Source organism: Microbacterium sp. SORGH_AS_0505, assembly GCF_030818715.1.
In the GTDB taxonomy this organism is placed as follows: Bacteria; Actinomycetota; Actinomycetes; order Actinomycetales; family Microbacteriaceae; genus Microbacterium.
This window is the reverse complement of record NZ_JAUTAT010000001.1, coordinates 2,085,198-2,106,983: the sequence shown is the minus strand read 5'-3', so window position 1 is coordinate 2,106,983 and position 21,786 is coordinate 2,085,198. Positions and strand designations below refer to the sequence as shown.

At 68.8% G+C, this 21,786-nt stretch carries 18 protein-coding genes and 1 pseudogene; 4 read left to right on the top strand and 15 right to left on the bottom strand.

What is annotated here, in order from left to right:
- Positions 1-7: 7 nt before the first annotated feature.
- The 9 genes from ftsW to QE428_RS10310 all read right to left on the bottom strand — a co-directional run bounded on the left by ftsW (position 8) and on the right by QE428_RS10310 (position 9,761).
- The gene (gene ftsW / locus QE428_RS10350; protein ID WP_307468803.1) at positions 8-1,222 is read right to left on the bottom strand and encodes a putative lipid II flippase FtsW; all 1,215 of its coding nucleotides are present in this window, start codon (positions 1,220-1,222) and stop codon (positions 8-10) included.
- The gene (murD, locus tag QE428_RS10345) at positions 1,179-2,720 is read right to left on the bottom strand and encodes a UDP-N-acetylmuramoyl-L-alanine--D-glutamate ligase (RefSeq protein WP_307468800.1); all 1,542 of its coding nucleotides are present in this window, start codon (positions 2,718-2,720) and stop codon (positions 1,179-1,181) included. Before murD ends, ftsW begins: the two co-directional genes overlap by 44 nt.
- A complete protein-coding gene (mraY, locus tag QE428_RS10340; RefSeq protein WP_307468797.1) occupies positions 2,717-3,826 on the bottom strand; it encodes a phospho-N-acetylmuramoyl-pentapeptide-transferase in 1,110 nt (369 codons plus the stop codon). The genes murD and mraY overlap by 4 nt, the downstream gene beginning before the upstream one ends.
- Positions 3,823-5,235 (bottom strand): UDP-N-acetylmuramoyl-tripeptide--D-alanyl-D-alanine ligase, encoded by a 1,413-nt coding sequence (gene murF, locus QE428_RS10335; protein ID WP_307468794.1) that lies wholly within the window; start codon positions 5,233-5,235, stop codon positions 3,823-3,825. Before murF ends, mraY begins: the two co-directional genes overlap by 4 nt.
- A 27-nt stretch (positions 5,236-5,262) precedes the next feature.
- On the bottom strand, positions 5,263-7,074 hold the full coding sequence (locus tag QE428_RS10330; protein ID WP_307468791.1) for a penicillin-binding protein 2: 1,812 nt from the start codon (positions 7,072-7,074) through the stop codon (positions 5,263-5,265).
- A 4-nt stretch (positions 7,075-7,078) separates the two neighbouring features.
- Complete coding sequence (locus QE428_RS10325) at positions 7,079-7,687, bottom strand: hypothetical protein (RefSeq protein ID WP_091352724.1); 609 nt, start codon at positions 7,685-7,687, stop codon at positions 7,079-7,081.
- Positions 7,684-8,643, bottom strand: coding sequence for a 16S rRNA (cytosine(1402)-N(4))-methyltransferase RsmH (gene rsmH, locus QE428_RS10320; RefSeq protein WP_133399430.1), 960 nt, complete (start codon positions 8,641-8,643; stop codon positions 7,684-7,686). Before rsmH ends, QE428_RS10325 begins: the two co-directional genes overlap by 4 nt.
- A 103-nt stretch (positions 8,644-8,746) precedes the next feature.
- Entirely contained in the window at positions 8,747-9,178 is a 432-nt protein-coding gene (mraZ, locus tag QE428_RS10315) for a division/cell wall cluster transcriptional repressor MraZ (RefSeq protein ID WP_307468785.1), read from the bottom strand.
- 205 nt (positions 9,179-9,383) lie between these two features.
- Positions 9,384-9,761, bottom strand: coding sequence for a DUF3040 domain-containing protein (locus tag QE428_RS10310; protein ID WP_307468783.1), 378 nt, complete (start codon positions 9,759-9,761; stop codon positions 9,384-9,386).
- A 60-nt stretch (positions 9,762-9,821) separates the two neighbouring features.
- Between QE428_RS10310 and QE428_RS10305 the strand changes: the two genes are divergently transcribed.
- Positions 9,822-10,916 (top strand): polyprenyl synthetase family protein, encoded by a 1,095-nt coding sequence (locus QE428_RS10305; protein WP_307468780.1) that lies wholly within the window; start codon positions 9,822-9,824, stop codon positions 10,914-10,916.
- Between the two features lie 19 nt (positions 10,917-10,935).
- On the opposite strand, the gene QE428_RS10300 is transcribed toward QE428_RS10305, so the two are convergent.
- Positions 10,936-11,262 carry an Rv2175c family DNA-binding protein gene (locus QE428_RS10300; RefSeq protein ID WP_307470721.1) on the bottom strand — a complete coding sequence of 109 codons (327 nt, stop codon included), beginning with the start codon at positions 11,260-11,262 and terminating at the stop codon, positions 10,936-10,938.
- A 184-nt stretch (positions 11,263-11,446) separates the two neighbouring features.
- Between QE428_RS10300 and QE428_RS10295 the strand changes: the two genes are divergently transcribed.
- Both QE428_RS10295 and pknB read left to right on the top strand, forming a co-directional pair.
- On the top strand, positions 11,447-12,637 hold the full coding sequence (locus tag QE428_RS10295; RefSeq protein WP_307468777.1) for a LysM peptidoglycan-binding domain-containing protein: 1,191 nt from the start codon (positions 11,447-11,449) through the stop codon (positions 12,635-12,637).
- A 69-nt stretch (positions 12,638-12,706) separates the two neighbouring features.
- Positions 12,707-14,666 (top strand): annotated as a pseudogene (pknB, locus tag QE428_RS10290) (Stk1 family PASTA domain-containing Ser/Thr kinase).
- A 69-nt stretch (positions 14,667-14,735) separates the two neighbouring features.
- Here the strand turns inward: pknB and QE428_RS10285 are convergent.
- From QE428_RS10285 to QE428_RS10275, 3 genes are read right to left on the bottom strand one after another with little or no spacing between them, the layout of a single operon-like run.
- Positions 14,736-16,064 carry a class II 3-deoxy-7-phosphoheptulonate synthase gene (locus QE428_RS10285; RefSeq protein ID WP_091352699.1) on the bottom strand — a complete coding sequence of 443 codons (1,329 nt, stop codon included), beginning with the start codon at positions 16,062-16,064 and terminating at the stop codon, positions 14,736-14,738.
- Positions 16,065-16,114: 50 nt separating this feature from the next.
- Complete coding sequence (locus QE428_RS10280; protein ID WP_091359473.1) at positions 16,115-16,801, bottom strand: 1-acyl-sn-glycerol-3-phosphate acyltransferase; 687 nt, start codon at positions 16,799-16,801, stop codon at positions 16,115-16,117.
- Between the two features lies 1 nt (position 16,802).
- Positions 16,803-17,738 (bottom strand): ROK family protein, encoded by a 936-nt coding sequence (locus QE428_RS10275; protein WP_307468774.1) that lies wholly within the window; start codon positions 17,736-17,738, stop codon positions 16,803-16,805.
- Positions 17,739-17,884: 146 nt separating this feature from the next.
- On the opposite strand from QE428_RS10275, the gene QE428_RS10270 reads away from it, so the two are divergent.
- A complete protein-coding gene (locus tag QE428_RS10270; RefSeq protein WP_307468770.1) occupies positions 17,885-19,720 on the top strand; it encodes a long-chain fatty acid--CoA ligase in 1,836 nt (611 codons plus the stop codon).
- 50 nt (positions 19,721-19,770) lie between these two features.
- On the opposite strand, the gene QE428_RS10265 is transcribed toward QE428_RS10270, so the two are convergent.
- Both QE428_RS10265 and QE428_RS10260 read right to left on the bottom strand, forming a co-directional pair.
- On the bottom strand, positions 19,771-20,259 hold the full coding sequence (locus QE428_RS10265) for a peptide deformylase (RefSeq protein ID WP_307468767.1): 489 nt from the start codon (positions 20,257-20,259) through the stop codon (positions 19,771-19,773).
- A complete protein-coding gene (locus QE428_RS10260) occupies positions 20,259-21,770 on the bottom strand; it encodes a MinD/ParA family protein (RefSeq protein ID WP_307470718.1) in 1,512 nt (503 codons plus the stop codon). The genes QE428_RS10265 and QE428_RS10260 overlap by 1 nt, the downstream gene beginning before the upstream one ends.
- Positions 21,771-21,786 lie beyond the last annotated feature (16 nt).

Below are 21,786 nucleotides of genomic sequence, written 5' to 3'. Positions count from 1 at the left end.
ATCGAGCCTACCGGCGGGCAGGCGCGGCCCCCGGCGCCGACGTCGGCAGCGTCCGGGCGAACGCGAGCAGTGCCCCGCAGGCAAGAAGCACCGACATCAGCGACGTGCCGCCTTGGGACATGAACGGGAGCGGAACGCCAAGTACCGGGAAGACCCGAAGCACGACGCCGATGTTGATGAGGGCCTGACCGACGATCCAGACGGTCACCGCCCCCGCGGCGATGCGGATGAAGGGGTCGGGAGTCTTCCGGATCACATGGAACGCACCGATGGCGAAGAGTGTGAACATCGCCAGCACCACGACGCACCCGATGAGGCCGAGCTCCTCGCCCACGATCGCGAAGATGTAGTCGTGGGATGCCGCTGGCAACCACGCGTACTTCTCTCGAGAATTGCCGAGCCCGAGCCCGAAGACACCGCCGCTTGCGAGCCCCCAGATGCCGTGGAGCGGCTGATAGCAGTCGCCGTAGTAGTCCGCGAGGCAGTCCGGGTTCATGAAGCTCATGATGCGCCGCATCCGGTCCGGACTCGTGATCGCCAAGAAGGCGACAGCGCCCACTGCCAGCACGAGCGGGATGACGAAGATCCGGAGTCGCACGCCGGAGAAGAACAGGGCCGCGAGGAGGATCAGCACGAGGATCATGGCTGTGCCGAGGTCCTTGCCTGCCACGACCGACCCGATGACGATGATGGCGACCGGGACGACGGGGATGAAGACGTGCCGCCAGTCACCGAGGAGCGTCTGCTTGCGGTAGAGGACGTAGGCGAGCCACAGGGCGAAGGCGAGTTTGAGGAACTCCGAGGGCTGGAGCTGGTTTCCCGCGATCATGATCCAGTTGCGGTTACCGCCGTCTGCGAATCCCAGCGGGGTGAAAACGAGCAGCTGGAGGAAGAGCGCCCCGATCAGCGCGATCCAGGAGATGCGCTTCCAGAACAGCATCGGCAACCGGCTCAGCACGAACATCAGCGGGATGCCGACCACAGCGAACACGCCCTGCTTGATCGCCGTCTCGAACGGACCGCCCGCTCCGGAGGTCGCCATCGTCGCCGACAGCACCATCACGAGGCCGAAGATCGTCAGGATCAGCGCCGTCGAGGCGATGAGGAGGAACTCGCTCGGGACCGGCGCGAGGACCTTCCCGAGACCGACGCGCGCCGTGAAAGCGGACGAGCCGCGGTCAGCCGGATCCGACGGGGCCGGACGGTCGGTCGTGGTTGTCACCGGCGTCCTTTCCGATCCGTGCGTTCACTGCGGCGGCGAAGCGCCGGCCGCGATCCGAGTACGAGGCGAACTGGTCGAAGGATGCCGCTGCCGGAGCGAGGAGGACCACGTCTCCGTCCTGCGCGACGCCCGCCGCCAACGCGACGACCTCGGTCATGACGTCCTCAGTCTGAGCGTGGTCGACCTCGAACACCGGAACCGTCGGGGCGTGTCGCGCGAAAGCCCCCACGATGTCGGCGCGCTCGACGCCGATCACGATCGCCGCCGCGACCGCAGGGCCGCGAGACGCGATCAGATCGTCGATGTCGACACCCTTCAGAAGGCCGCCGACGACCCAGACGGCACCCGGGTAGGCCTGGAGGGAGGATGCCGCCGCGTGCGGGTTCGTCGCCTTGGAGTCGTCGACCCACGTCACGCCGTCGGCGACGGCGACGACCTCGATCCGGTGCGGATCGAGACGGAAGGTGCGCAGGGCGTCTCGGACGGCGGCAGGAGGGACGTCGATCGAACGGGCGAGTGCAGCGGCGGCGAGGATGTTCGCCACGACGTGCGGAGCGGCCAGACCGGACTCGGCGAGGTCCTCGACGGTGGTGAGTTCCAGCGCGTTCGTGCGGCGCTCATCGAGGAAGGCACGGTCGACGAGGATGCCGTCGACGACACCGAGGTCGCTCGGGCCCGGAACGCCGAGATCGAACCCGATGGCGCGGCATCCCTCGACGACTTCGGCGTCCTCGACCATCTCGCGCGTCGCGACGTCGCTCTTGTTGTAGACGCAGGCCACGCGCGTCTGCCGGTAGACGACAGCCTTCGCGTCCCGGTACGCGTCGAAAGAGCCGTGCCACTCGAGGTGGTCCGCAGCGAGGTTGAGGCAGACGCTGGCGTGCGGCGACACCCGACCCGCGGCATCCGAGAGACTCAGGTACCAGAGCTGATGGCTCGAGACCTCGACCACGAGCACGTCGAACCCCGCGGGGTCGCGGACGGCGTCGAGGACCGGCACGCCGATGTTCCCGCACGGGGCGGCGCGGAGGCCTCCCGCCACGAGCATCGTGGCCGTGAGTTGCGTCGTGGTCGTCTTGCCGTTGGTGCCCGTGATGAGCATCCATTCGGCCGGCGTTCCGTCGGGACGGAGGACCTTGTCGCGGACGCGCCACGCGAGCTCGATGTCGCCCCACACGGCGACTCCCGCTTCGCGCGCCCATGCGACGACGGCGTGATGCGGGGGGAAGCCCGGCGACGCGATGACGACGTCGGGGCGGTGGGCGATCAGCTCGTCGGGGACGCCGTCGAGCGCCCCCTTCCAGAGGCGCGCACCGATGACCGGCAGCAGACGCGCGTACTCCTCGCTCGCCGTCTCGGTCACGACCAGGACGTCTGAGCCGAGCTCGGCCAGGGTGTCCGCGACCGAGAATCCCGTCATCGACAGGCCGAGGACCGCGACCCGCAGTCCCGACCAGTCCGCGTGCCAGCTCGTCAGGCGATCGAGGTCGGCGGTCACAGTGCAGCCAGCCAGCCGACGTAGAACAGGGCGACCCCGAAGATGGCGAGGATGCCGGCGATGACCCACATCCGGACGACGATGGTGATCTCGGGCCACCCGCGCATCTCGAGGTGGTGGTGGAAGGGGCTCATGAGGAAGAGCCGTTTGCCGCCCGTCGCCTTGAAGTAGTAGCGCTGCAGGATGACCGACGCGGGAGCGATGATGAAGACGCCCGCGAGGACGATGGAGAGGATCTCGGTACGGCTCAACACGGCCATCGCGACGACGACACCGCCGATCGCCATCGAACCCACGTCGCCCATGAACATCTTCGCCTTGGGGGCGTTCCACCAGAGGAACCCGACGAGGGCGCCGACGAACGAGGCGGCGACGATCGTGAGGCCCATGGGGTCCCGTGTGTCGTAGCAGGCGGCCGTGTACTCGGTCACCAGTGCGGCGGAATGGCAGCGCTGCTGCAGCTGCCAGAACGTCACGAGGCTGTAGGCGGACACCGTGAAGATGCCGGCTCCCGTGGCGAGGCCGTCCAGCCCGTCCGTCAGGTTCGTGGCGTTCGACCACGCGACCGACATGAACGAGATCCACAGGAGATAGAGGATCCAGCCCACGACAGCGCCGAGCGCCATGAAGGAGAGCGTCGGGATGTCGCGGAAGAACGAGATGTAGGCCGAACCCGGAGTCTCGCCGTACTGGTTCGGGAAGTTCAGGGCCATGATGGCGAAGGGGACGGCGACGGCGATCTGGCCGACGATCTTGCGCCAGCCCGAGAGGCCGAGGCTCCGTTGAGACCGGACTTTCATGTAGTCGTCGATGAAGCCGATGATGCCGAGGCCGACCATCATCCAGAGCACGAGCAGACCGGAGATGGTGGGCTCCGTGCCACCCGTGTAGCTGCCGACGAAGAACCCGACGATGGTCCCCAGGACGAAGACGATGCCGCCCATGGTGGGCGTCCCTCGCTTGGTGTGATGGCTCGGGTTGTTGATGTCTTCGGGTGTGCGGATGACCTGACCCCAGCCGATCTTCCGGAACAGCCGGATGAACAGCGGTGTCAGGAACAGGGTGAATGCCAGCGAGATCGTCGCAGCGGCCAACAGGGATCTCACGAGAAGAATTCTCCCAGACGATCGCCGAGGAACCTGAGCCCGGCGGAGTTCGAGGACTTCACCAGCACGCGATCACCGTCGCGGAGCTCGGCCGTCAGGTAGTCGTAGGCCTCGTCAGCGGTCTCGAAGAAGACGGCTTCGCCGTCCCACGAGCCTTCGCTGATGGCGGCCAGGTAGAGGCGTCGCGCCGCCGTCCCGATGACGACGATGCGTTCGTAGCGCAGCCGCACGGCCTGGAGCCCGATCCGATCGTGCTCCTCCCCGGCCTGCTCGCCGAGCTCCGTCATGGCACCGAGGACGGCGACCTTGCGCTGTCCCGGCTCGGCGATCTGGGCGACGGTCCGCAGCGCGGCGGCCATGGAGTCGGGGCTCGCGTTGTAGGCGTCGTTGATGACCCGCACGCGGTCGCCGCCGAGCGGCTGCATCCGCCAGCGCTCCGCGATCTTCACGGTCCCGATGCGCGCGATAGCGTCGGCCGGATCGACGCCGAGCAGCTGAGCGACCGTGATGGCGGCGAGGGCGTTCATGACGTGGTGTTCGCCGAGCACCTTCAGGTGCAGGGGCAGTTGACGGCCGTCGACGTGGACCGTCGCGGTCGTCCCGGATGCCGTGACTTCGACGTCGTCTGCGCGAACGTCGGCCGCGGTCCCGCGTCCGAACCACCGGACGTCGGCTCCGCGTTCCTGCGCCGCAGCTGCCATCGCCGCGACACGGGCGTCGTCCGCGTTGAGGACCGCGGTTCCGCCCGGACGGAGAGCCTGGACCAGTTCGGTCTTCGCCCTCTGCGTCGCCTCGACGCCCCCGAATCCGCCCGCGTGGGCGAGCCCGACCATAAGGACGACGCCGATGTCGGGCGTGATGAGACCTGCGAGCTCCGCGATGCGGCCCGGCCGCGAGGCGCCGAGCTCGCTGACGAGGAAGCGGGTGTCGTCGGTGACGCGGAGCATCGTGACGGGTGCGCCGACCTCGTTGTTGAACGACGCTCGCGGGGCGACCGTCGGCCCGTCCACCTCGAGGATGCGCGCCAGGAGGTTCTTCGTCGTCGTCTTGCCGTTCGATCCCGTGATGCCGACCACGCGGAGGTCTCCGGCGGAACGCACGCGTGCCACCACCTCGCGGGCGAGGGCACCCAGCGCGGCGACGGCGTCGGCGACGACGATCTGCGAGATCGCCGTCTCGACGCGGCGCTCGACGATCGCGAGCGTGGCGCCGGCTTCGGCGGCCACATCGACGAACAGGTGCCCGTCGGTCACGTCGCCGGGCTTGGCGACGAAGACCGAGCCCGGCTCCATCTCCCGGGAATCGGTGTCGACGGTGCCCGCGACAACCGTCTCGGGGGTGTCCGTGCCGTGGAGGTGGAGGGTGCCGCCGATGGCGTGCGTCACCTCGGCGAGCGTCATCCGGATCATGCTGGGGGTCTCCTCGTGCGCTCGGGTTCAGCCGGTGACGGGAAGGAGGGGGGTCTCCGAACCCGACGGCATGATGCGGTAGTGCGTGAGCACCTGCGCCATCGCCTTCTTGAACACCGAACGGTTGGCCGACGACATGCGCTGCTTCTTGGGCTCGTCGAAGACCGTCAGGACAACATACTTCGGATCATCGGCCGGAGCGAAGCCGACCAGTGAGGTGAAGTACAGGTTCTTCTTGTATCCGCCGTGACCGTCGGGGATCTGCGCGGTGCCCGTCTTGCCGCCCATCCGGTACCCGGGGAGTTCGACGTCCTCGGCGAGCGTGCCCTGTGCGAACACGTTCTCGAGCATGAGCGAGACCTCCTTCGCCGTCTCCTCTGTGATGACGCGTTCGGGCTTCGCGAGCTTCGGTGTGACGACCTCGCCGTTCGCCTTCGTGCACGATTCGACGAGGGATGCCGGCATCCGGACACCGCCGTTGGCGAAGGTCTGGTACGCATTCGCGACCTGGACGGCCGTCACGGTGAAGGCCTGACCGAAGGTCGTCGCGTACTTCGTCTGGTTGTCCCACGTGTCGGCGGGTCGGAGGATCCGTTCGGGCTCTCCCGACCAGCCCAGACCGTCGGTTTCGCCGGCACCGAACTTCTTGAGGTAGTCGTACCGGGTCTGCGGATCCACCATCGCGCCGAACTGCGACATCGCCACGTTCGACGAGGTCACGAGGCCACCGTTGAGGGTGAGGTTCTGCGTCGCGTGGTTCTCGGAGTCGTTCACGACGGCTCCGTTGGAGAACACCATGCGATCAGGGACGGTGACCGTCGTCTCCGGCGTGACGCCCGCCTGTTCGATCGCCGTCGCCGCCGTGACGGGCTTGAAGGTCGAGCCGGGCTCGAACGAGGTCCGCAGGAGGCGTGAGCCCCGGTCCTCGGACTTGCTGGCGCCCGGGTCGTTGGGGTCGACGGAGTCCGTCTCCGCGATCGCTCGGATCTTGCCCGTGGCGGTCTCCATCACGAGGATTCCGCCCCAGTTGGCCTGGTAGCGGTCGGTCTCCTCCGCGATCAGCTGCTGCATGTACCACTGCAGATCGGAGTCGATCGTCAGCTTGAGGGTGCCGCCGTCCGCGGCAGGCTCCTCGACCGCCGTACCGGGGATCGTCACGCCGTTCGCGCCGCGCTGGTACTTGATGCTCCCGCTCGTGGGTTCGAGGCACGAGTCCTGCAGCTTCTCGACCCCTTCGAGGGGCTCCCCGTCCGAGCCGACGAAGCCGATGATGTTTCCCGCCACCGCGCCGTCGGGGTACGACCGCGAGGCGACCGGCTCGAACGAGAGGAAAGGGATGCCGAGATCGTCGAGCTCGCGGAACTCCGCCGTCGACACGAGCCGTTTGATCACCTGATATCGGCTCTCGGGGTTCTTCGCGTAAGCGTCGTCGACCATGGTCCGGACCTCGTCCGAGCTCTGGTCGGTCACCTCGGCGATCTCTGCGGCGATCTCCGGCCACGTGACCATGACGGTGTCGCCGGCGTCGTCCTTCACGATCGCGCCATTGTCGTCGCGGAGGGACATGCCGCCCTCAGCGAGCTTCGGGTCGACGACGACGTTGTACCGCAGCATGCTCGTGGCCAACGGGCTGCCGTTCGCGTCGACGATGGTGCCCCGCGCACCCTCGAGGGTCGTCGTGGTCTGCATGCCCTTGCTGAAGGCGTCTTCGACGTGCTGGCTCGCGTTGACGACCTGGATGTCGATGAGGCGGGCGACGAAAGCGACCAGGACGACCAGGACGACGGCGAGGGCGACGACGGTGCGACGGCGCGGACTGCGGGTTGCTCGAGTCGTCATGTTCTCAGTGTGTGGCGGGGGTCGGCAGTCCGTCGGTGATGGACGGGGGTGTCGGCGTATCGGCCAGCAGCTTCGTGTCGATGGAGACCCCCGTGTCGAGGCTCGCCTCAGGATCGGTGACGAGCGGGACACCCGCCACGAGAGCGTTCGACACCGCCGCCCGCGACAGCGCCTCGATCGACGACGCGTCGGAGGCACCCGTCTTGGGGCCGAGGGTCGTGCCGTCGCTCAGACGGATGTAGCTGGGCTCACCGCCCGCGACCAGGCCGAGCGCCGCCGCATTGGCTGCGAGGAACTGAGGCGAGCTGAGACCCGCGACCTCGTCCTCGAGGATGTTCTTCTGGTAGTTCGCGTCCCGCTGCTGCGCCGTGAGGTTCTTCACTTCGAAGGCATCCTGCGTCGTGACGATCGACAGCCCCATCTGCACTCCGGCGATCGCGAGGGCGCCCGCGACGGCGATGACTCCGAACGCCCGCCGGGGGCGACGCCGGGGCTGGGGCGCGACGCCCCACCCGACGCGACCGACGGGCCGAAGCGCAGGTGCTGCCGAGCCGAGGAGCTCCTCATCGGGCGCGGTGTCGATGGCGGTGGTGGCCAGTGCCGAAGCGCTCATGACGCCTCCCTCACTCTCTCGGCCGCACGCAGCCGCACCGGGGTGGCACGGGGGTTACGGATCTTCTCTTCGTCGGACGCCAGCTCTGCACCCTTGGTGAGGAGCCGGAAACGGGGGGCATGCTCGGGCGGTTCGATCGGGAGCCCGGCGGGAGCGGTCGACCTGGTCGCTTCGGCGAGCACGCGCTTTACGAGTCGGTCTTCCAGCGACTGGTACGACATGACGACGATCCGGCCCGAGACGGGCAGGATGCCGAGCGCCGCGGGCAGGGCGCGCTCGAGGACCGTCAGCTCGCCGTTGACCTCGATTCGCAGCGCCTGGAAGACGCGCTTGGCGGGGTGCCCGCTGCGCTCACGCTGAACGGCGATCGGCGTCGCGGCGACCAAGATGTCGACGAGCTGCGCGGACCGCTCGATGGGGGCGTCCTGACGGGCGGCGATGATCGCCCGCGCGTAACGACCGGCGAGCTTCTCCTCGCCGTAGCGTTCGAAGATGCGACGCAGATCGCCCTCTCCGTACGTCGCGACGATGTCGGCCGCCGTCGTCCCCGCGGACTGATCCATCCGCATGTCGAGGGGCGCGTCCTTCGAGTAGGCGAAGCCGCGGTCCGCTTCGTCGAGCTGCAGCGACGAGACACCGAGATCGAAGAGGATGCCGTCGGCCCGGCGGACGCCCACGCTCGAGACGGCGTCGGCGATGCCGTCGTAGACGGTGTGCACGAGGTCCACGCGGTCGCCGAAGCGGGCGAGCCGCTCCCCCGCGATGCGCAGCGCGTCCGTGTCGCGGTCGAGGCCGATCAGACGCACCTGGGGGAAGCGTTCGAGAAGCGCCTCGGAGTGTCCGCCCATCCCGAGCGTCGCGTCGACGACGACCGCGCCGTCGTGCTGCAGCGCAGGCGCCAACAGCTCGATGCAACGGTCGAGCAGGACGGGGGTGTGGATCTCGTCGTGGGCCATGATTCCTTCGGTTCCGTGAGGCCCTCGACCCCGATCCCCATCCGCTCCGACCTGGCGCCGGGGAAGTGCGTCAGGGCGTGCGGCTGGGAGTCGCAGTCGAGGATCAGAAGAGTCCCGGGATCACCTCCTGCTCCATGTCCGAGTACGTGTCCTCATTGCTGTCGGCGTAGGCGTTCCACGCGTCCGCGTTCCAGATCTCGGCGTGTGCGCCGACACCCGTGACGATGAGCTCGCGCTCCAGCCCCGCGTAGGTGCGGAGGTGAGGCGGAATGGTGATGCGGTTCTGGGAGTCGGGCTCCTCGGCGCTGGCGCCCGAGAGGAACATGCGCTGGAAGTCGCGCGCCTGCTTGTTGGTCAGCGGCGCCTCGCGGATGCGCTCGTAGACCCGCTCGAACTCCGCCGAGCTGAACACGTAGAGGCAGCGTTCCTGGCCACGGGTGATGACGACACCGGGACCGAGATCGTCGCGGAACTTGGCGGGAAGGATGACCCGTCCTTTGTCGTCCAGCTTGGGGGTGTGGGTGCCCAACAACATCGCTCGGTCACCCCCTTCGTCCGGCCTGCTCCAGGATGACGCCACTTTACTCCACTTTCCTCCACTCCGCGACAGTTTCGACGCACGCCGCATCCCTGCCGCACCACCGGACGACGGCAAGGCGGGTGATAGCCCGCGCGGACACAAAAAAGCACCGACCCGAGGGTCGGTGCTTCAGAAGTGGAGCGCGGTGGAGGGCGCCGGATCAGCGATCGTCGTTGCGGCGATCCCAGCGGTCGTTCATGCGATCCATGAAGGAGGCGGATGCCGCTGCCTTCGCGGCACGCGGCTTACGCGTACCGGTCGCGTTCCGTGCGGCTGCCGCACCCTTGGCCGGGGTGAAGGCCAGGACGACGCCGACGACCATGACGACGAAGGCGATCACGCCGATCACGATCAGCGATGTGGCCACGCCGACGACGAGGCCGGCGATACCCAAGAGCACGATGACGGACCCGTAGACGATGTTGCGGTAGCTGAGCGGCGCCGCTCCACGGTCCGCGCTGACAACATCGGCGTCGTTGCGCATGAGATGGCGTTCCATCTCGTCCAGCAGACGCTGCTCCTGTTCTGACAGTGGCATGCATCCCCCTCGGGTCGGTCCGTCAAGTGTACGCGTCCGCGCGATCACTAGGCTAGGCCTGTGTCTTCCTCTCTCGACCCGATCGTCGCCGTTTCTCAGCGAGTCGAGAGGTTCCTCGAGGCGCAGCGCGAAGCCGCATCCGAATTCGGCGACGAAGCGCGCGCCTTCGTGGAATCCGGCGCATCCGCGGCGACCGGCGGCAAGGCGTTCCGAGCCCGCTTCTGCCTCGCGGGCTTCCGAGCGGTGGCGACGGCTGGCGGCGGGACGTCGAGCGTACCGGACGCGGCGATCACCGCCTCCGCAGCACTGGAGATCTTCCACGCCGCGGCGCTCGTGCACGACGACGTCATCGACAGGTCCGACACCCGGCGAGGGCGCCCTGCGTCCCATCGCGCGTGGGAAGCAGAGCACCGCGCGAACGCCTGGGCGGGTGACGCCGAGGAGTTCGGTCGATCTGCGGCGATCCTCTTGGGCGACCTCCTCGTGGCGTGGAGCGACGACCTGCTCGAAGAGGGGCTCGCGAACGTCGAGAACCCACGGGCCCACCGTGCGCGCACAGAGTTCGCACGGATGCGCCGCGAGGTGACGATCGGGCAGTTCCTCGACGTCGCGGAGGAATCCGCTTATGTCGTGGCACCCGTCGACACCCACCCCGACCGCGCTCTGCGCGTCGCGTCGTTGAAGTCCGCCCGGTACAGCGTCCAGCACCCGCTCCAGCTCGGCGCCACCCTCGCCGACGCGGACGACGAGCAGTACCGGGCTCTGGCGGCGTTCGGTCACCCCATCGGACTCGCCTTCCAGCTGCGCGACGACGTCCTCGGGGTGTTCGGAGACAGCGCGGTCACCGGCAAACCCGTCGGCGACGATCTCCGTGAAGGCAAGCGCACCCTCCTCATCGCGTACGCGCGCGCCTCCCTGCCTGCCGGCGCCCTCCGCATCTTCGATGAACTCGTCGGCGAGCGGGATCTCACCCCTGAGCAGGTGGCGCACCTGCAGCAGACGATCGTCGACACCGGAGCGCTCGCCCGCGTGGAAAGCCTGATCACGGATTGGGCGGCCGAGGCCGACAGAGCGCTCCGCGGCGCGCGGCTCGGTCACGGCGCCGTCGGTGATCTGCGCGACCTCGCTCGGGCGGCGACGGTACGCGCCGCCTGACGAGCAGGCATCCCCTCGGTCAGGCGAGCGTCTGCGCGACCCGTCGGACCTCGCTCTTGCGTCCCTGACGCAGGGCGTCGATCGGCGCGAAGCCGATCGAATCCTCGGGCGCGAGGAGCCAGTCGATGGTCTCGTCATCGGAGAACCCCGCATCGTGCAGCACGATGATGGTCCCCCGGAGGGAGGAGATCGGCGCCCCGTCCACCAGGAAGACGGAGGGAACCCGCGGCGCGCCGAAGCGGCGGGAGGCGACGAGCTGTTGCTCGTCGAGCATCCGCCGCACGCGCCCGAGCGGCTCTCCGGTCAGGTCGACCAGTTCGGGAAGACTCAGCCAATCGGTGGACACGGGCGTCGCAGAACTCACTCCCCCACTATCGCATCCGCCCCGCCCGATCGCCGCACTCCCATCTGGTCACACCCGTCACATACACCACACTGATTGACAGCAGTCACATCGGCGTGTCACGGTTTCGAGGGGGATCGACGATCTGGGACCGAACGAAGGAACACCTGTGCACCGGAACGACGTCATGCCCCCCTCTCTGTTCCACCGAGGCGCTCCCGCTGTGATCGGGTCGATCGCCCTCTCACTATCCCTCCTCCCCGTCGACGCGGCCACGGCCGACGATCACGAGCGCTCGGCGCCCCGACCGCTGTCGGCGAAGGCGCACGCGACGCCCATCCCAGCCGCGAGCCCCGCCACGATCGTCGGGACACCCGCCGCGCGCGCTGCTGTGCGGACACATGTCGTCGCCCGCGGGGAGACCATCAGCGCGATCGCGGCGGCGAACGGTGTCCGCACGGCGGACGTCCTGGCATGGAACGACCTCGGATGGCGTTCGCTCATCCACCCGGGCGACGTCCTCCGCCTCGGCCCGAAGACGGAGAAGACGGATGCCGAGCCCTCTCGGCCCGCCCGGGGTACGGCATCCGCCTATACAGTTCGTCCCGGCGACACGCTCTGGTCCATCGCACAGCGCCACGGGATGAGCGTCGCCTCTCTGGTCCGCGCCAACGAGCTCGGCGCGTCGTCGATCATCCACCCGGGCCAGAAGCTCACGGTCACGGAACTCGCCGCGCATCGCGCCGCGGCACCGGCGCCGTCTCCCCGAGTCGCGGCGGGGCCGGTGCACGAGGTATCCGCCGGCGAGACACTCTGGGCGATCGCCGCGGACAGCGGCACCTCCCTCGCACGACTCCTCGACGCGAACGGGCTCGATGAGGCATCCATCATCTACCCCGGGCAGAAGCTCCGCATCCCCGCCGCGGCAGCGCCTCGGGCCGCCTCCACGCAATCGCGTCCTGGGCAGACCGAACTGGATGGCGAGCAGATCGCGAACGTCCGGACCATCATCGAGGTCGGACGGGACCGGGGCGTCTCACGGGACGGAATCGCCATCGCGCTTGCGACGGCGATGGTCGAATCCTGGATCCGCAACCTGGACGGCGGCGACCGGGACTCGGTCGGCCTCTTCCAGCAGCGCCCGAGTGCCGGCTGGGGAAACGAGAAGCAGATCCGCGACCCCCGTCGGTCGGCGGCCGCGTTCTTCGGCGGCGCATCCGATCCGAACGGCGACCGCACGCGCGGCCTCCTCGACATCGACGGGTGGGAGGACATGGCCTTCGGGGACGCAGCCCAGGCCGTGCAGATCTCGGCGTACCCGGAACGCTACGGGCCCTGGAAGGACGAGGCCTACCGCTGGCTCGACCTGTACGGGTGATCACGTCTCCCCGCGGCGGAAGGTGCGCCGCTACCCGGGCTCGCAGGGTCTGCTCCGTAGACTTCTGACGTGACCGCCACCCCGCAGACCGACCCGCTGATCGGCCACCTGGTCGACGGCCGGTACCGCGTTCGCGGCCGCATCGCCCGAGGCGGGATGGCCACGGTCTACGTCGCCACCGATCTGCGTCTCGAACGCCGCGTGGCGCTGAAGGTCATGCACGGTCATCTCTCGGACGACACCGTCTTCCAGAACCGGTTCATCCAGGAGGCCAGGTCCGCTGCACGCCTGGCGGATCCGCACGTCGTCAACGTCTTCGACCAGGGTCAGGACGGCGAGATGGCGTATCTCGTCATGGAGTACCTGCCCGGCATCACGCTCCGCGAACTGCTGCGCGAACAGAAGCGGCTCACGCTCCCGCAGACGATCACCATCATGGACGCGATCCTGTCGGGTCTGTCCGCCGCGCACCGCGCGGGCATCGTTCACCGGGACGTGAAGCCGGAGAACGTCCTCCTCGCCGAAGACGGCCGGATCAAGATCGGCGATTTCGGTCTGGCACGCGCCACGAGCGCGAACACCGCCACCGGGCAGATGCTCCTCGGCACCATCGCCTACCTCGCTCCCGAGCTCGTCACGCGCGGCACGGCCGACGCGCGCAGCGACATCTACGCGCTCGGCATCATGCTCTACGAGATGCTCACGGGCGAACAGCCCTACAAGGGCGAGCAGCCGATGCAGATCGCCTATCAGCATGCGACGCACTCCGTCCCGCGACCGAGCGTCAAGAACCCCGCGGTGCCCGAACAGCTCGACGAGCTGGTCCTCTGGGCCACGGAACGCTCACCCGAGGACCGCCCCACCGATGCGCGCGAGATGCTCGAGCGCCTGCGCGAGATCGAGAAGCAGCTCGGGGTCTTCCCTCAGGTCGTGCGGTCGACGCCGGCCGGCTCGACCGTGGTCGTCGACGATTCGCTCGATTCGGACGAGGTCACCCGTGTCATGCCGGGGACGTTCACCGCCCCCAGTGTCACCACCGAGGTAGACAACGCCACCCGACTGCGCCGCCGTTCCCACCGCAACACGGTCAAGGGGAGCTGGCTCCTCGCCGTCGTCCTCCTCCTCGCCGCTGCCGCCGGCGGCCTCGGATGGTGGTTCGGGTCAGGGCCCGGATCACTCGTCTCCGTACCCACTGTCGAAGGGATGAGCTTCGAGGACGCTCGGGACCTCCTCGCCGACAACGCGCTCGTCGCGGAGCGCAGCGAGGTGCACAGCCTCACCGTGCCCGCCGGGCAGGCGGTCGACACCGACCCCGACCCCGGGACCTTCCTCGACCGCGACGCCACCGTGACGGTGAGGATCTCCTCAGGGCCGGCGACCGCGGAGCTGCCGGCGCTGCAGGACAAGACGCGCACCGACGTCGAGTCACTGCTGCAGGAGAAGAACATCGACGTCGCGGCAGTCAAGGAGTACTTCACGTCTTTCGCCTCGGGACGGGTCGTGCGCGTCTACGTCACGCAGACCGGCGCGGCGGACGCCGTCGAATGCACGGAGGGCTGTTCCGTCCTCGAGGGATCCCGAGCTGAGCTCCGTGTCTCTCTCGGGCCGCTCCCCGACGTCGTCGGGAAGAGCGCCGACGAGGCGTCCGCGGCCCTCACGGACGTTGAGATGAAGGTCGACGAGAAGCGCGAATACAGCAGCTCAGTGGCCGACGACCTCGTCATCCGCGTGGAGGATCGCCCCGGCGGCGGATCGTGGCAGCAGGGCGAAACCATCACGATCGTCGTCTCGGACGGGCCGAAGCCCGTGGAGGTTCCGAACGTCGTCGGCGAGACGGTGCGCACGGCCGTCGAGCGGCCTGCAGTCCGCCGGGTTCGAGGTCAATCCGAACATCGACGACGCCGAGATCCCGCTCGGTGGCCGCTACTGGGATGTCTACCGCGTCCGCTCCATGACCCCCGAGGGCGGGACCCTGCAGCGTCCGGGCGCGACGATCAGCCTGACGCCGCAGTTCCAGCCGTTCGGCTGAGACCCGGCATCCGTCTCCGAGGACGACGAGGGCCCGACGGTCATCACCGCCGGGCCCTCGCTCCGTGCGTCAGCGCTTGCCGAGCTCCTCGGCGACGAGGAATGCCAGTTCCAGCGACTGCATGTGGTTCAGTCGCGGGTCGCACAGCGACTCGTACCTCGTCGCCAGTGTCGCCTCGTCGATCATCTCCGAGCCGCCCAGGCACTCGGTGACGTCGTCGCCGGTGAGTTCCACGTGGATGCCGCCGGGGAAGGTTCCGACGGCGCGGTGAGCCTCGAAGAAGCCCCGGACCTCATCGACGACGTCGTCGAAGCGACGCGTCTTGTAGCCGGTGGGCGTCGTGATGCCGTTTCCGTGCATCGGGTCCGTGACCCAGAGCGGTGTCGCACCGGCATCCTTCACTGCCTGCAGGAGCGGCGGGAGGGCGTCGCGGATCTTGCCTGCGCCCATCCGTGTGATGAACGTGAGACGCCCGGGCTCGCGCTCGGGGTCCAGCTTGTCGATCAGCGCGAGAGCCGTCTCGGGGGTGGTCGAGGGTCCGAGCTTCACCCCGATGGGGTTGCGGATCTTCGAGAAGTAGTCGACGTGGGCGCCGTCGAGGTCGCGCGTGCGCTCCCCGACCCAGAGGAAGTGCGCCGACGTGTTGTAGGGAGTGCCGGTGCGCGAGTCGATGCGGGTCATGGGGTGCTCGTAGTCCATGAGCAGACCCTCGTGGCCGGTGTAGAACTCGACGCCGCGGAGCTCGTCGAAGTTCGCTCCCGCGGCCTCCATGAACTTGATGGCGCGGTCGATCTCGCCGGCCAGGCGCTCGTAGCGCTGGTTGGCCGGGTTCTTGGCGAAGCCCTGGTTCCAGCTGTGCACCTCGCGGAGATCCGCGAAGCCGCCCTGCGTGAACGCGCGGACGAGGTTCAACGTCGAGGCGGCCGTGTGGTAGCCCTTGAGCAGCCGCTGCGGGTCCGCGGTGCGCGACGCCTCGGTGAAGTCGTACCCGTTGACGATGTCTCCGCGGTAGGCCGGGAGCGTCACCTCGCCCCGCGTCTCGGTGTCGCTCGAGCGCGGCTTGGCGAACTGACCCGCCATGCGGCCCATCTTCACGACCGGCATCGACGCGCCGTAGGTCAGGACGACCGCCATCTGCAGGACCGTCTTGATCCGGTCGCGGATCTGCTGTGCCGTGGCGCCCGCGAACGTCTCGGCGCAGTCGCCGCCCTGCAGGAGGAAGGCCTGACCGGATGCGGCCTTCGCGAGGCGCGCACGGAGGTTGTCGACCTCGCCGGCGAAGACGAGCGGCGGGAGGGTCGCGATCTCGGCGGAGACGGCCGCGACCGCATCCGCGTCGGGCCACAACGGCTGCTGCTTGATCGGGAGCGAGCGCCAGTGGTCGAGAGGAGTGGGCATCCGTTCATTCTACCGACGAGGGAGGGGCCTGTCGGTCGTGTGACGGCGGCTCAGGCCGCGGCGGGGCGGCGGTCCTTGACCGTGGACGCGTAGACGTCGTCGTACTCCTGCTCCCCCATGCGCTGCAGCGCGACCATGATCTCGTCGGTCACCGATCGCAGCACGAAACGATCGGACTCCATGCCGTAGAACCGACTGAAGTCGAGCGGCTCCCCGATCACCATGCCCACGCGGCCCACCCGAGGGATGGAACGCCCGATCGGCATGACCTCGTCGGTGCCGATCATGACGACGGGGATGACGGGCACCCGCGCGGTCAGGGCCATGCGCGCGAGACCCGTACGACCCCGGTAGAGCTTGCCGTCGGGACTGCGGGTCCCCTCGGGGTAGATCCCGAGGATGTCGCCGCGGCCGAGCACCTGCAGGCCGGTGTTGAGGGAGGCCTCGGAGGCCTTGCCGCCGGTGCGGTCGATGGGGATCTGTCCCGTCCCCTGCATGAACACCCGGGTCGCCCACCCCTTCAGACCCTTGCCCGTGAAGTAGTCGCTCTTGGCGAGGAAGGACATGGACCTGTCGATCATGAGCGGCAGGAAGATGGAGTCGCTCACGGACAGATGGTTGCTCGCGATGATGGCCGCACCGGATGCCGGAATGTTGCTGCGTCCCACGATCCACGGTCGGAAGATCGCCTTCACGATCGGTCCGATGATCAGGTATTTCAGGACCCAGTAGATCATGTCAGACCCGGCCGCCCGCGAGGTCGGCGACGCCGATGAGGCCGGCATCGTTGCCGAGGGTCGCGATGGCGAACGAGGCGATGGGCCTCTCGCCGTAACCGGGCAGCGCGGTGGCGTAGGCCTCGCGCACGGGGTGCAGCAGGTGCTCGCCGAGGTCGGCGACGCCGCCGCCGATCACGAACAGCTCCGGGTCGAGCACCGCTTGAAATCCACCGCAGGCCTCCCCCAGCGCCGTCGCGACGCGGTCGACGGCCTCGAGGGCGCCCGCGTCGCCGGCGGCGATCAGCGCTTCCATCGCGGCGGCCGGCACGATCCCCTCGGCGGTGCGCGCTGCCGCCAGAGCCGCGCCCCGCGAACCGGACGCGGCGATATCGGCGGCCTCTCGCTGAAGCGCACGGCCGGACGCGTACTGTTCGAGGCACCCGTTCTGCCCGCATCCGCAGGGGCGCCCACCCCGTTCGAAACGGATGTGGCCAAGCTCGGCGCCGATACCGTTGCCTCCCACGAGAAGGTCGCCGTCGATGATCGCGGCGCCACCCACCCCGGTTCCCAGGGTGATCATGACCATGTCGCTGACCTCGCGCCCGGCGCCGAAGCGGAATTCGCCCCACCCGGCGGCGTTGGCGTCGTTCTCGAGCGTCACCGGACGCCCGATGCGCCTCTCGAGCTCGTCGCGCAGCGGCTCGTCGGTCCAGTCGATGTTGGGGGCGTGGAGGATGACGGCGCGGCTGGCATCGATGAACCCGGCTGCGGCGACGCCGACGGCGTGGACCACGCGACCAGAGACGAGTTCGTCGACCATTCCGGCCACGGCATCGGCCAGCGCGCCGGGGTCGGCGGGGGTGGGAACGCGGCGGCGGTCGACGATGATGCCGTCCGGGTCGACGATGCCGCCGGCGATCTTGGTCCCACCGATGTCGATGCCGACGTTGAGCACGCGACTCCTCTCCGCGCGTGCGAGGCCGCACGGCATCCGTGAGTCTAATGGGGCGGCGCATCCCGCTGCCGCCGCGGGATCGAGGATCACGATGCCCTAGACTCGGTCGCACCTGACGCCACCCGGTACCGAAGGAGTTGCCGCCCATGAGCGCCGTACAATTCGACGTCCCCGCTGTAGTGCCCGCGGATCCGACCGCGAACACCTCAGACATCCTCGTGGAGCGGGTGAAGGCGACTCCCTCGCTGGCCCTCTTCGCGGTCCCCGACGGGGACGCCTGGCGTGACATCACGGCCGCGGAATTCCACCGCGAGGTCCTCGCGCTGGCGAAGGGGTTCGCCGCGAGCGGCATCCAGCCCGGCGACAAGGTCGCGTTCCTCGCGCGGACCACGTACAACTGGACGCTCGTCGATTTCGCCCTCTTCTTCGCGGGGGCCGTCATGGTGCCCGTCTACGAGACGAGCTCGCCGTCGCAGATCAACTGGATCCTCAGCGACTCCGGGGCCATCGCCATCGTGGTCGAGAGCGACGTGCACGCGGATCGCGTCGCGGAGATCCGCTCCGAGGTACCTCTCCTGCGCGAGGTCTGGACGATGCAGTCCGGCGACCTCGACACGCTGCGCAAGAACGGGTCGTCCATCAGCGACGAGGAGATCGAACGCCGCCGGAACCTCGCGAACTCCGACGACATCGCGACCCTGATCTACACGTCCGGGTCGACCGGCCGACCGAAGGGGTGCGTCCTCACGCACAAGAACTTCGTCGAGCTCTCGCGCAACTCCGCCAGGGCGCTCCACGAGGTCGTCCAACAGCCGGGAGCCTCGACGCTGCTGTTCCTCCCGCTCGCGCACGTGTTCGCGCGGTTCATCTCCATCCTCAACATCCACGGCGGCGTCAAGACGGGCCACGAGCCCGACACCACGAAACTCCTCGCCGGACTCGGGTCGTTCAAGCCGACGTACCTCCTCGCCGTGCCCCGTGTGTTCGAGAAGGTCTACAACTCCGCCGAGCAGAAGGCCGAGGCCGGCGGCAAGGGCAAGATCTTCCGCGCCGCCGCAGCTGTGGCTGTCGAGCACTCGCGTCGCCTGCAGGACGGCGAGAAGATCCCGATCGGCATGAAGATCAAGTTCGCCCTGTTCGACCGGCTCGTCTACAGCAAGCTGCGCACCGCCATGGGCGGCCGTGTCCAGCACGCCGTGTCGGGATCCGCGCCTCTCGGGTCGCGCCTCGGCCACTTCTTCCACAGCCTCGGCGTACAGATCCTCGAGGGATACGGCCTGACCGAGACGACCGCTCCCGCGACCGTCAACCTCGCCACGAAGTCGAAGATCGGCACCGTCGGTCCCGCTCTCCCCGGCGTGGGCGTACGTCTGGCTGACGACGGCGAGATCGAGGTCCGCGGAATCAACGTGTTCAAGGAGTACTGGCGCAACCCCGAGGCGACCGCCGAAGCGTTCGACGACGGGTGGTTCCGCACCGGGGACATCGGGACGTTCGACTCCGAGGGATACCTCACGATCACGGGCCGCAAGAAGGAGATCATCGTCACCGCGGGCGGGAAGAACGTCGCGCCTGCGGTGCTCGAGGACCCGATCCGCGCGAACCCGATCGTCGGTCAGGTCGTCGTCGTGGGCGATCAGAAGCCGTTCATCGGAGCGCTCGTCACCCTCGACCGCGAGATGCTGCCGACGTGGATGTCGAACAACGGCCTCTCGTCCGACATGCCGATGTCGCAGGTCATCGCCCACCCGAAGGTCCTCGCCGAGGTGCAGAGCGCGGTGGACCGCGCCAACGCGTCGGTGTCGCGAGCGGAGTCGATCCGCAAGTTCGTGATCCTGGACACCGAGTGGACCGAGGCATCCGGTCATCTGACGCCGAAGATGAGCATCAAGCGGAACGTCATCCTGTCGGACTTCGCTGCCGACATCGACGAGCTCTACCAGGCGAACGTCTCGACGACGAACATCTCGCTCGGCAACTGAACCGAATGAGAGAAGGCCCCGGCGAGCCGGGGCCTTCTCTCAATCAGCGGTCAGAACCAGTCGGACTCCCGCACCTCGCGCATGGCCTGTCGGCGGACATCCTTCGGAAGGCGGTCGAGGTACAGCATGCCCTCGAGGTGGTCGCACTCGTGCTGGAGCGCCTGTGCGAGCAGCCCCTCCCCCTCGATGACGATCTCGTCGCCGCTGAGGTCCATGCCCGTGACCCGCGCCCACGGGTGCCGGATCGCGTCATGCCAGAGACCGGGGACGGACAGGCATCCCTCCCCCGTGGGCGCCGGATCGCCGGAGACCTCGAGGACGGGATTCAGGACGTATCCGATGACGCCGTCCACGTTGTAGCTGAAGGCCCGGACCCCTACACCGATCTGCGGGGCGGCGACACCGGCACGACCCGGCTCGGCGACGGAGTCGACGAGGTCGGCGACGAGTCGACGCACCCCCTCGTCGATCTCGTCGATCGGGGCGCACACGCTCCGAAGGACCGGGTCGCCGAAGATCCGGATCGGGCGGGCCGGCATCAGCGCACCACCCCGGCGGGGCGCAAGCCCTCGACCACGACGGCGGCGAGTTCACGCGCCGCGAGCCGCGTCGATGCCGACAGATCCCGGAACGTGATCGGCCCCCCGGTCGCGATGTGAGCGTCATACGGAATCGACACGACCGCGCGCACGCGGGTGCGGAAATGCGCCTCGAGTTCGCTCGGGCGCACCAGGCTCGCACCGGGACGGGACGTGTTGAGGACGACGACCGCGCTGCGAGCGAGTTCGGCGTAGCCGTTCGACTCCAGCCACGACAGGGTCTCTGACGCGAGCTTCGCCTCGTCGACGCTACGACCGGCCACGATGAGCAGCTGGTCGGCCAGCTCGAGGGTCGCATCCATCACGGAGTGGACGATGCCCGTACCGCTGTCGGTCAGGACGATCGAGTAGTAATGCGCGGCGATGGCGGCGACGTCGTGGTAATCGCGGTCGCTGAATGCCTCCGACAGATGCGGGTCGGCGTCGGAGGCCAGGATGTCCAGTCGTGTCTCGTCGCGCGCGACGATCGCGGACAGGTCGTTGAAACCCGTCACCTCGTCGCGCGATCGGACGAGGTCGCGCACGGTCTTGCCGCTGGTTCGCTCGATCCGCTCGGCAAGTGTGCCGCGATCGGGGTTCGCGTCGACGGCGATGACCCGGTCCTCGCGCGCGTCGGCGAGGGCCATGCCGAGCAGCGTCGTGACGCTCGTCTTACCGACACCGCCCTTGCGGGAGAGGACGGGGACGAACTTGGCGCCACCGGTGAGCGGCGCCGAGATGCGACGGTCAAGCTCCTTGCGGGCGCGGACGCGGGGGCTGTCGGCGAGGATGACGCGGCGCGCGGTGGCGCCGTAGACGAGGCGCTGCCAGAGCCCCTCGGGCTCGGACGCGGCGACGCGCGACCGGTCGATGAGTCGGTCGGCGGTGAGCAGCTCGGGGCTCTCGCGGTCGGCGCCGAGCTGGTCGAGGCGCCGCGACTGCAGCGGCTCCTCCTCGACCCGTGCGCCGCGGACGCGCTCCAGCGCGTGCTTGTCGCCGGCGGCGTGGTGCATGGCGCGTCGGGTCGAGCCCGTCTGCGCGGACACGGCGGTCGTCGTCGCGGCCGGGACGACCTCGGCGTCGACGACATCGCCCTCGGACACGGCGCCGGTCGGCTCTTCGGCTGGCTCGCCCGAGGCGGGTTCCGCGATGACCTCAGCAGGGGACACCTCGGCATCGGAGATCTCCGCACCGGCGATCGGCTGATCGTCCGCGGCAGTCTCGTCACCGTGCGCGACCGAGATGCCGTCGGCCGCACCGTCGTCGGCTACCGGACCGGCGTCCCCGCCATCGACGTAGTCCTCATCGTCGACGTAGTCGTCGTCGTCGTCGTCCGAGAGTGACGGAAGCGCGAGGTCGATCTGCGCGGTCGTCCCGTCGACGATGCCGATGCCGGTCGTCTCGAGGTTGTCGGTGCGCTCGAGCACACCGTTGTCGACGTCGTCCGACGTCTCGTTGTCGCGCTCACGCATCACGGGGGTCACTCCT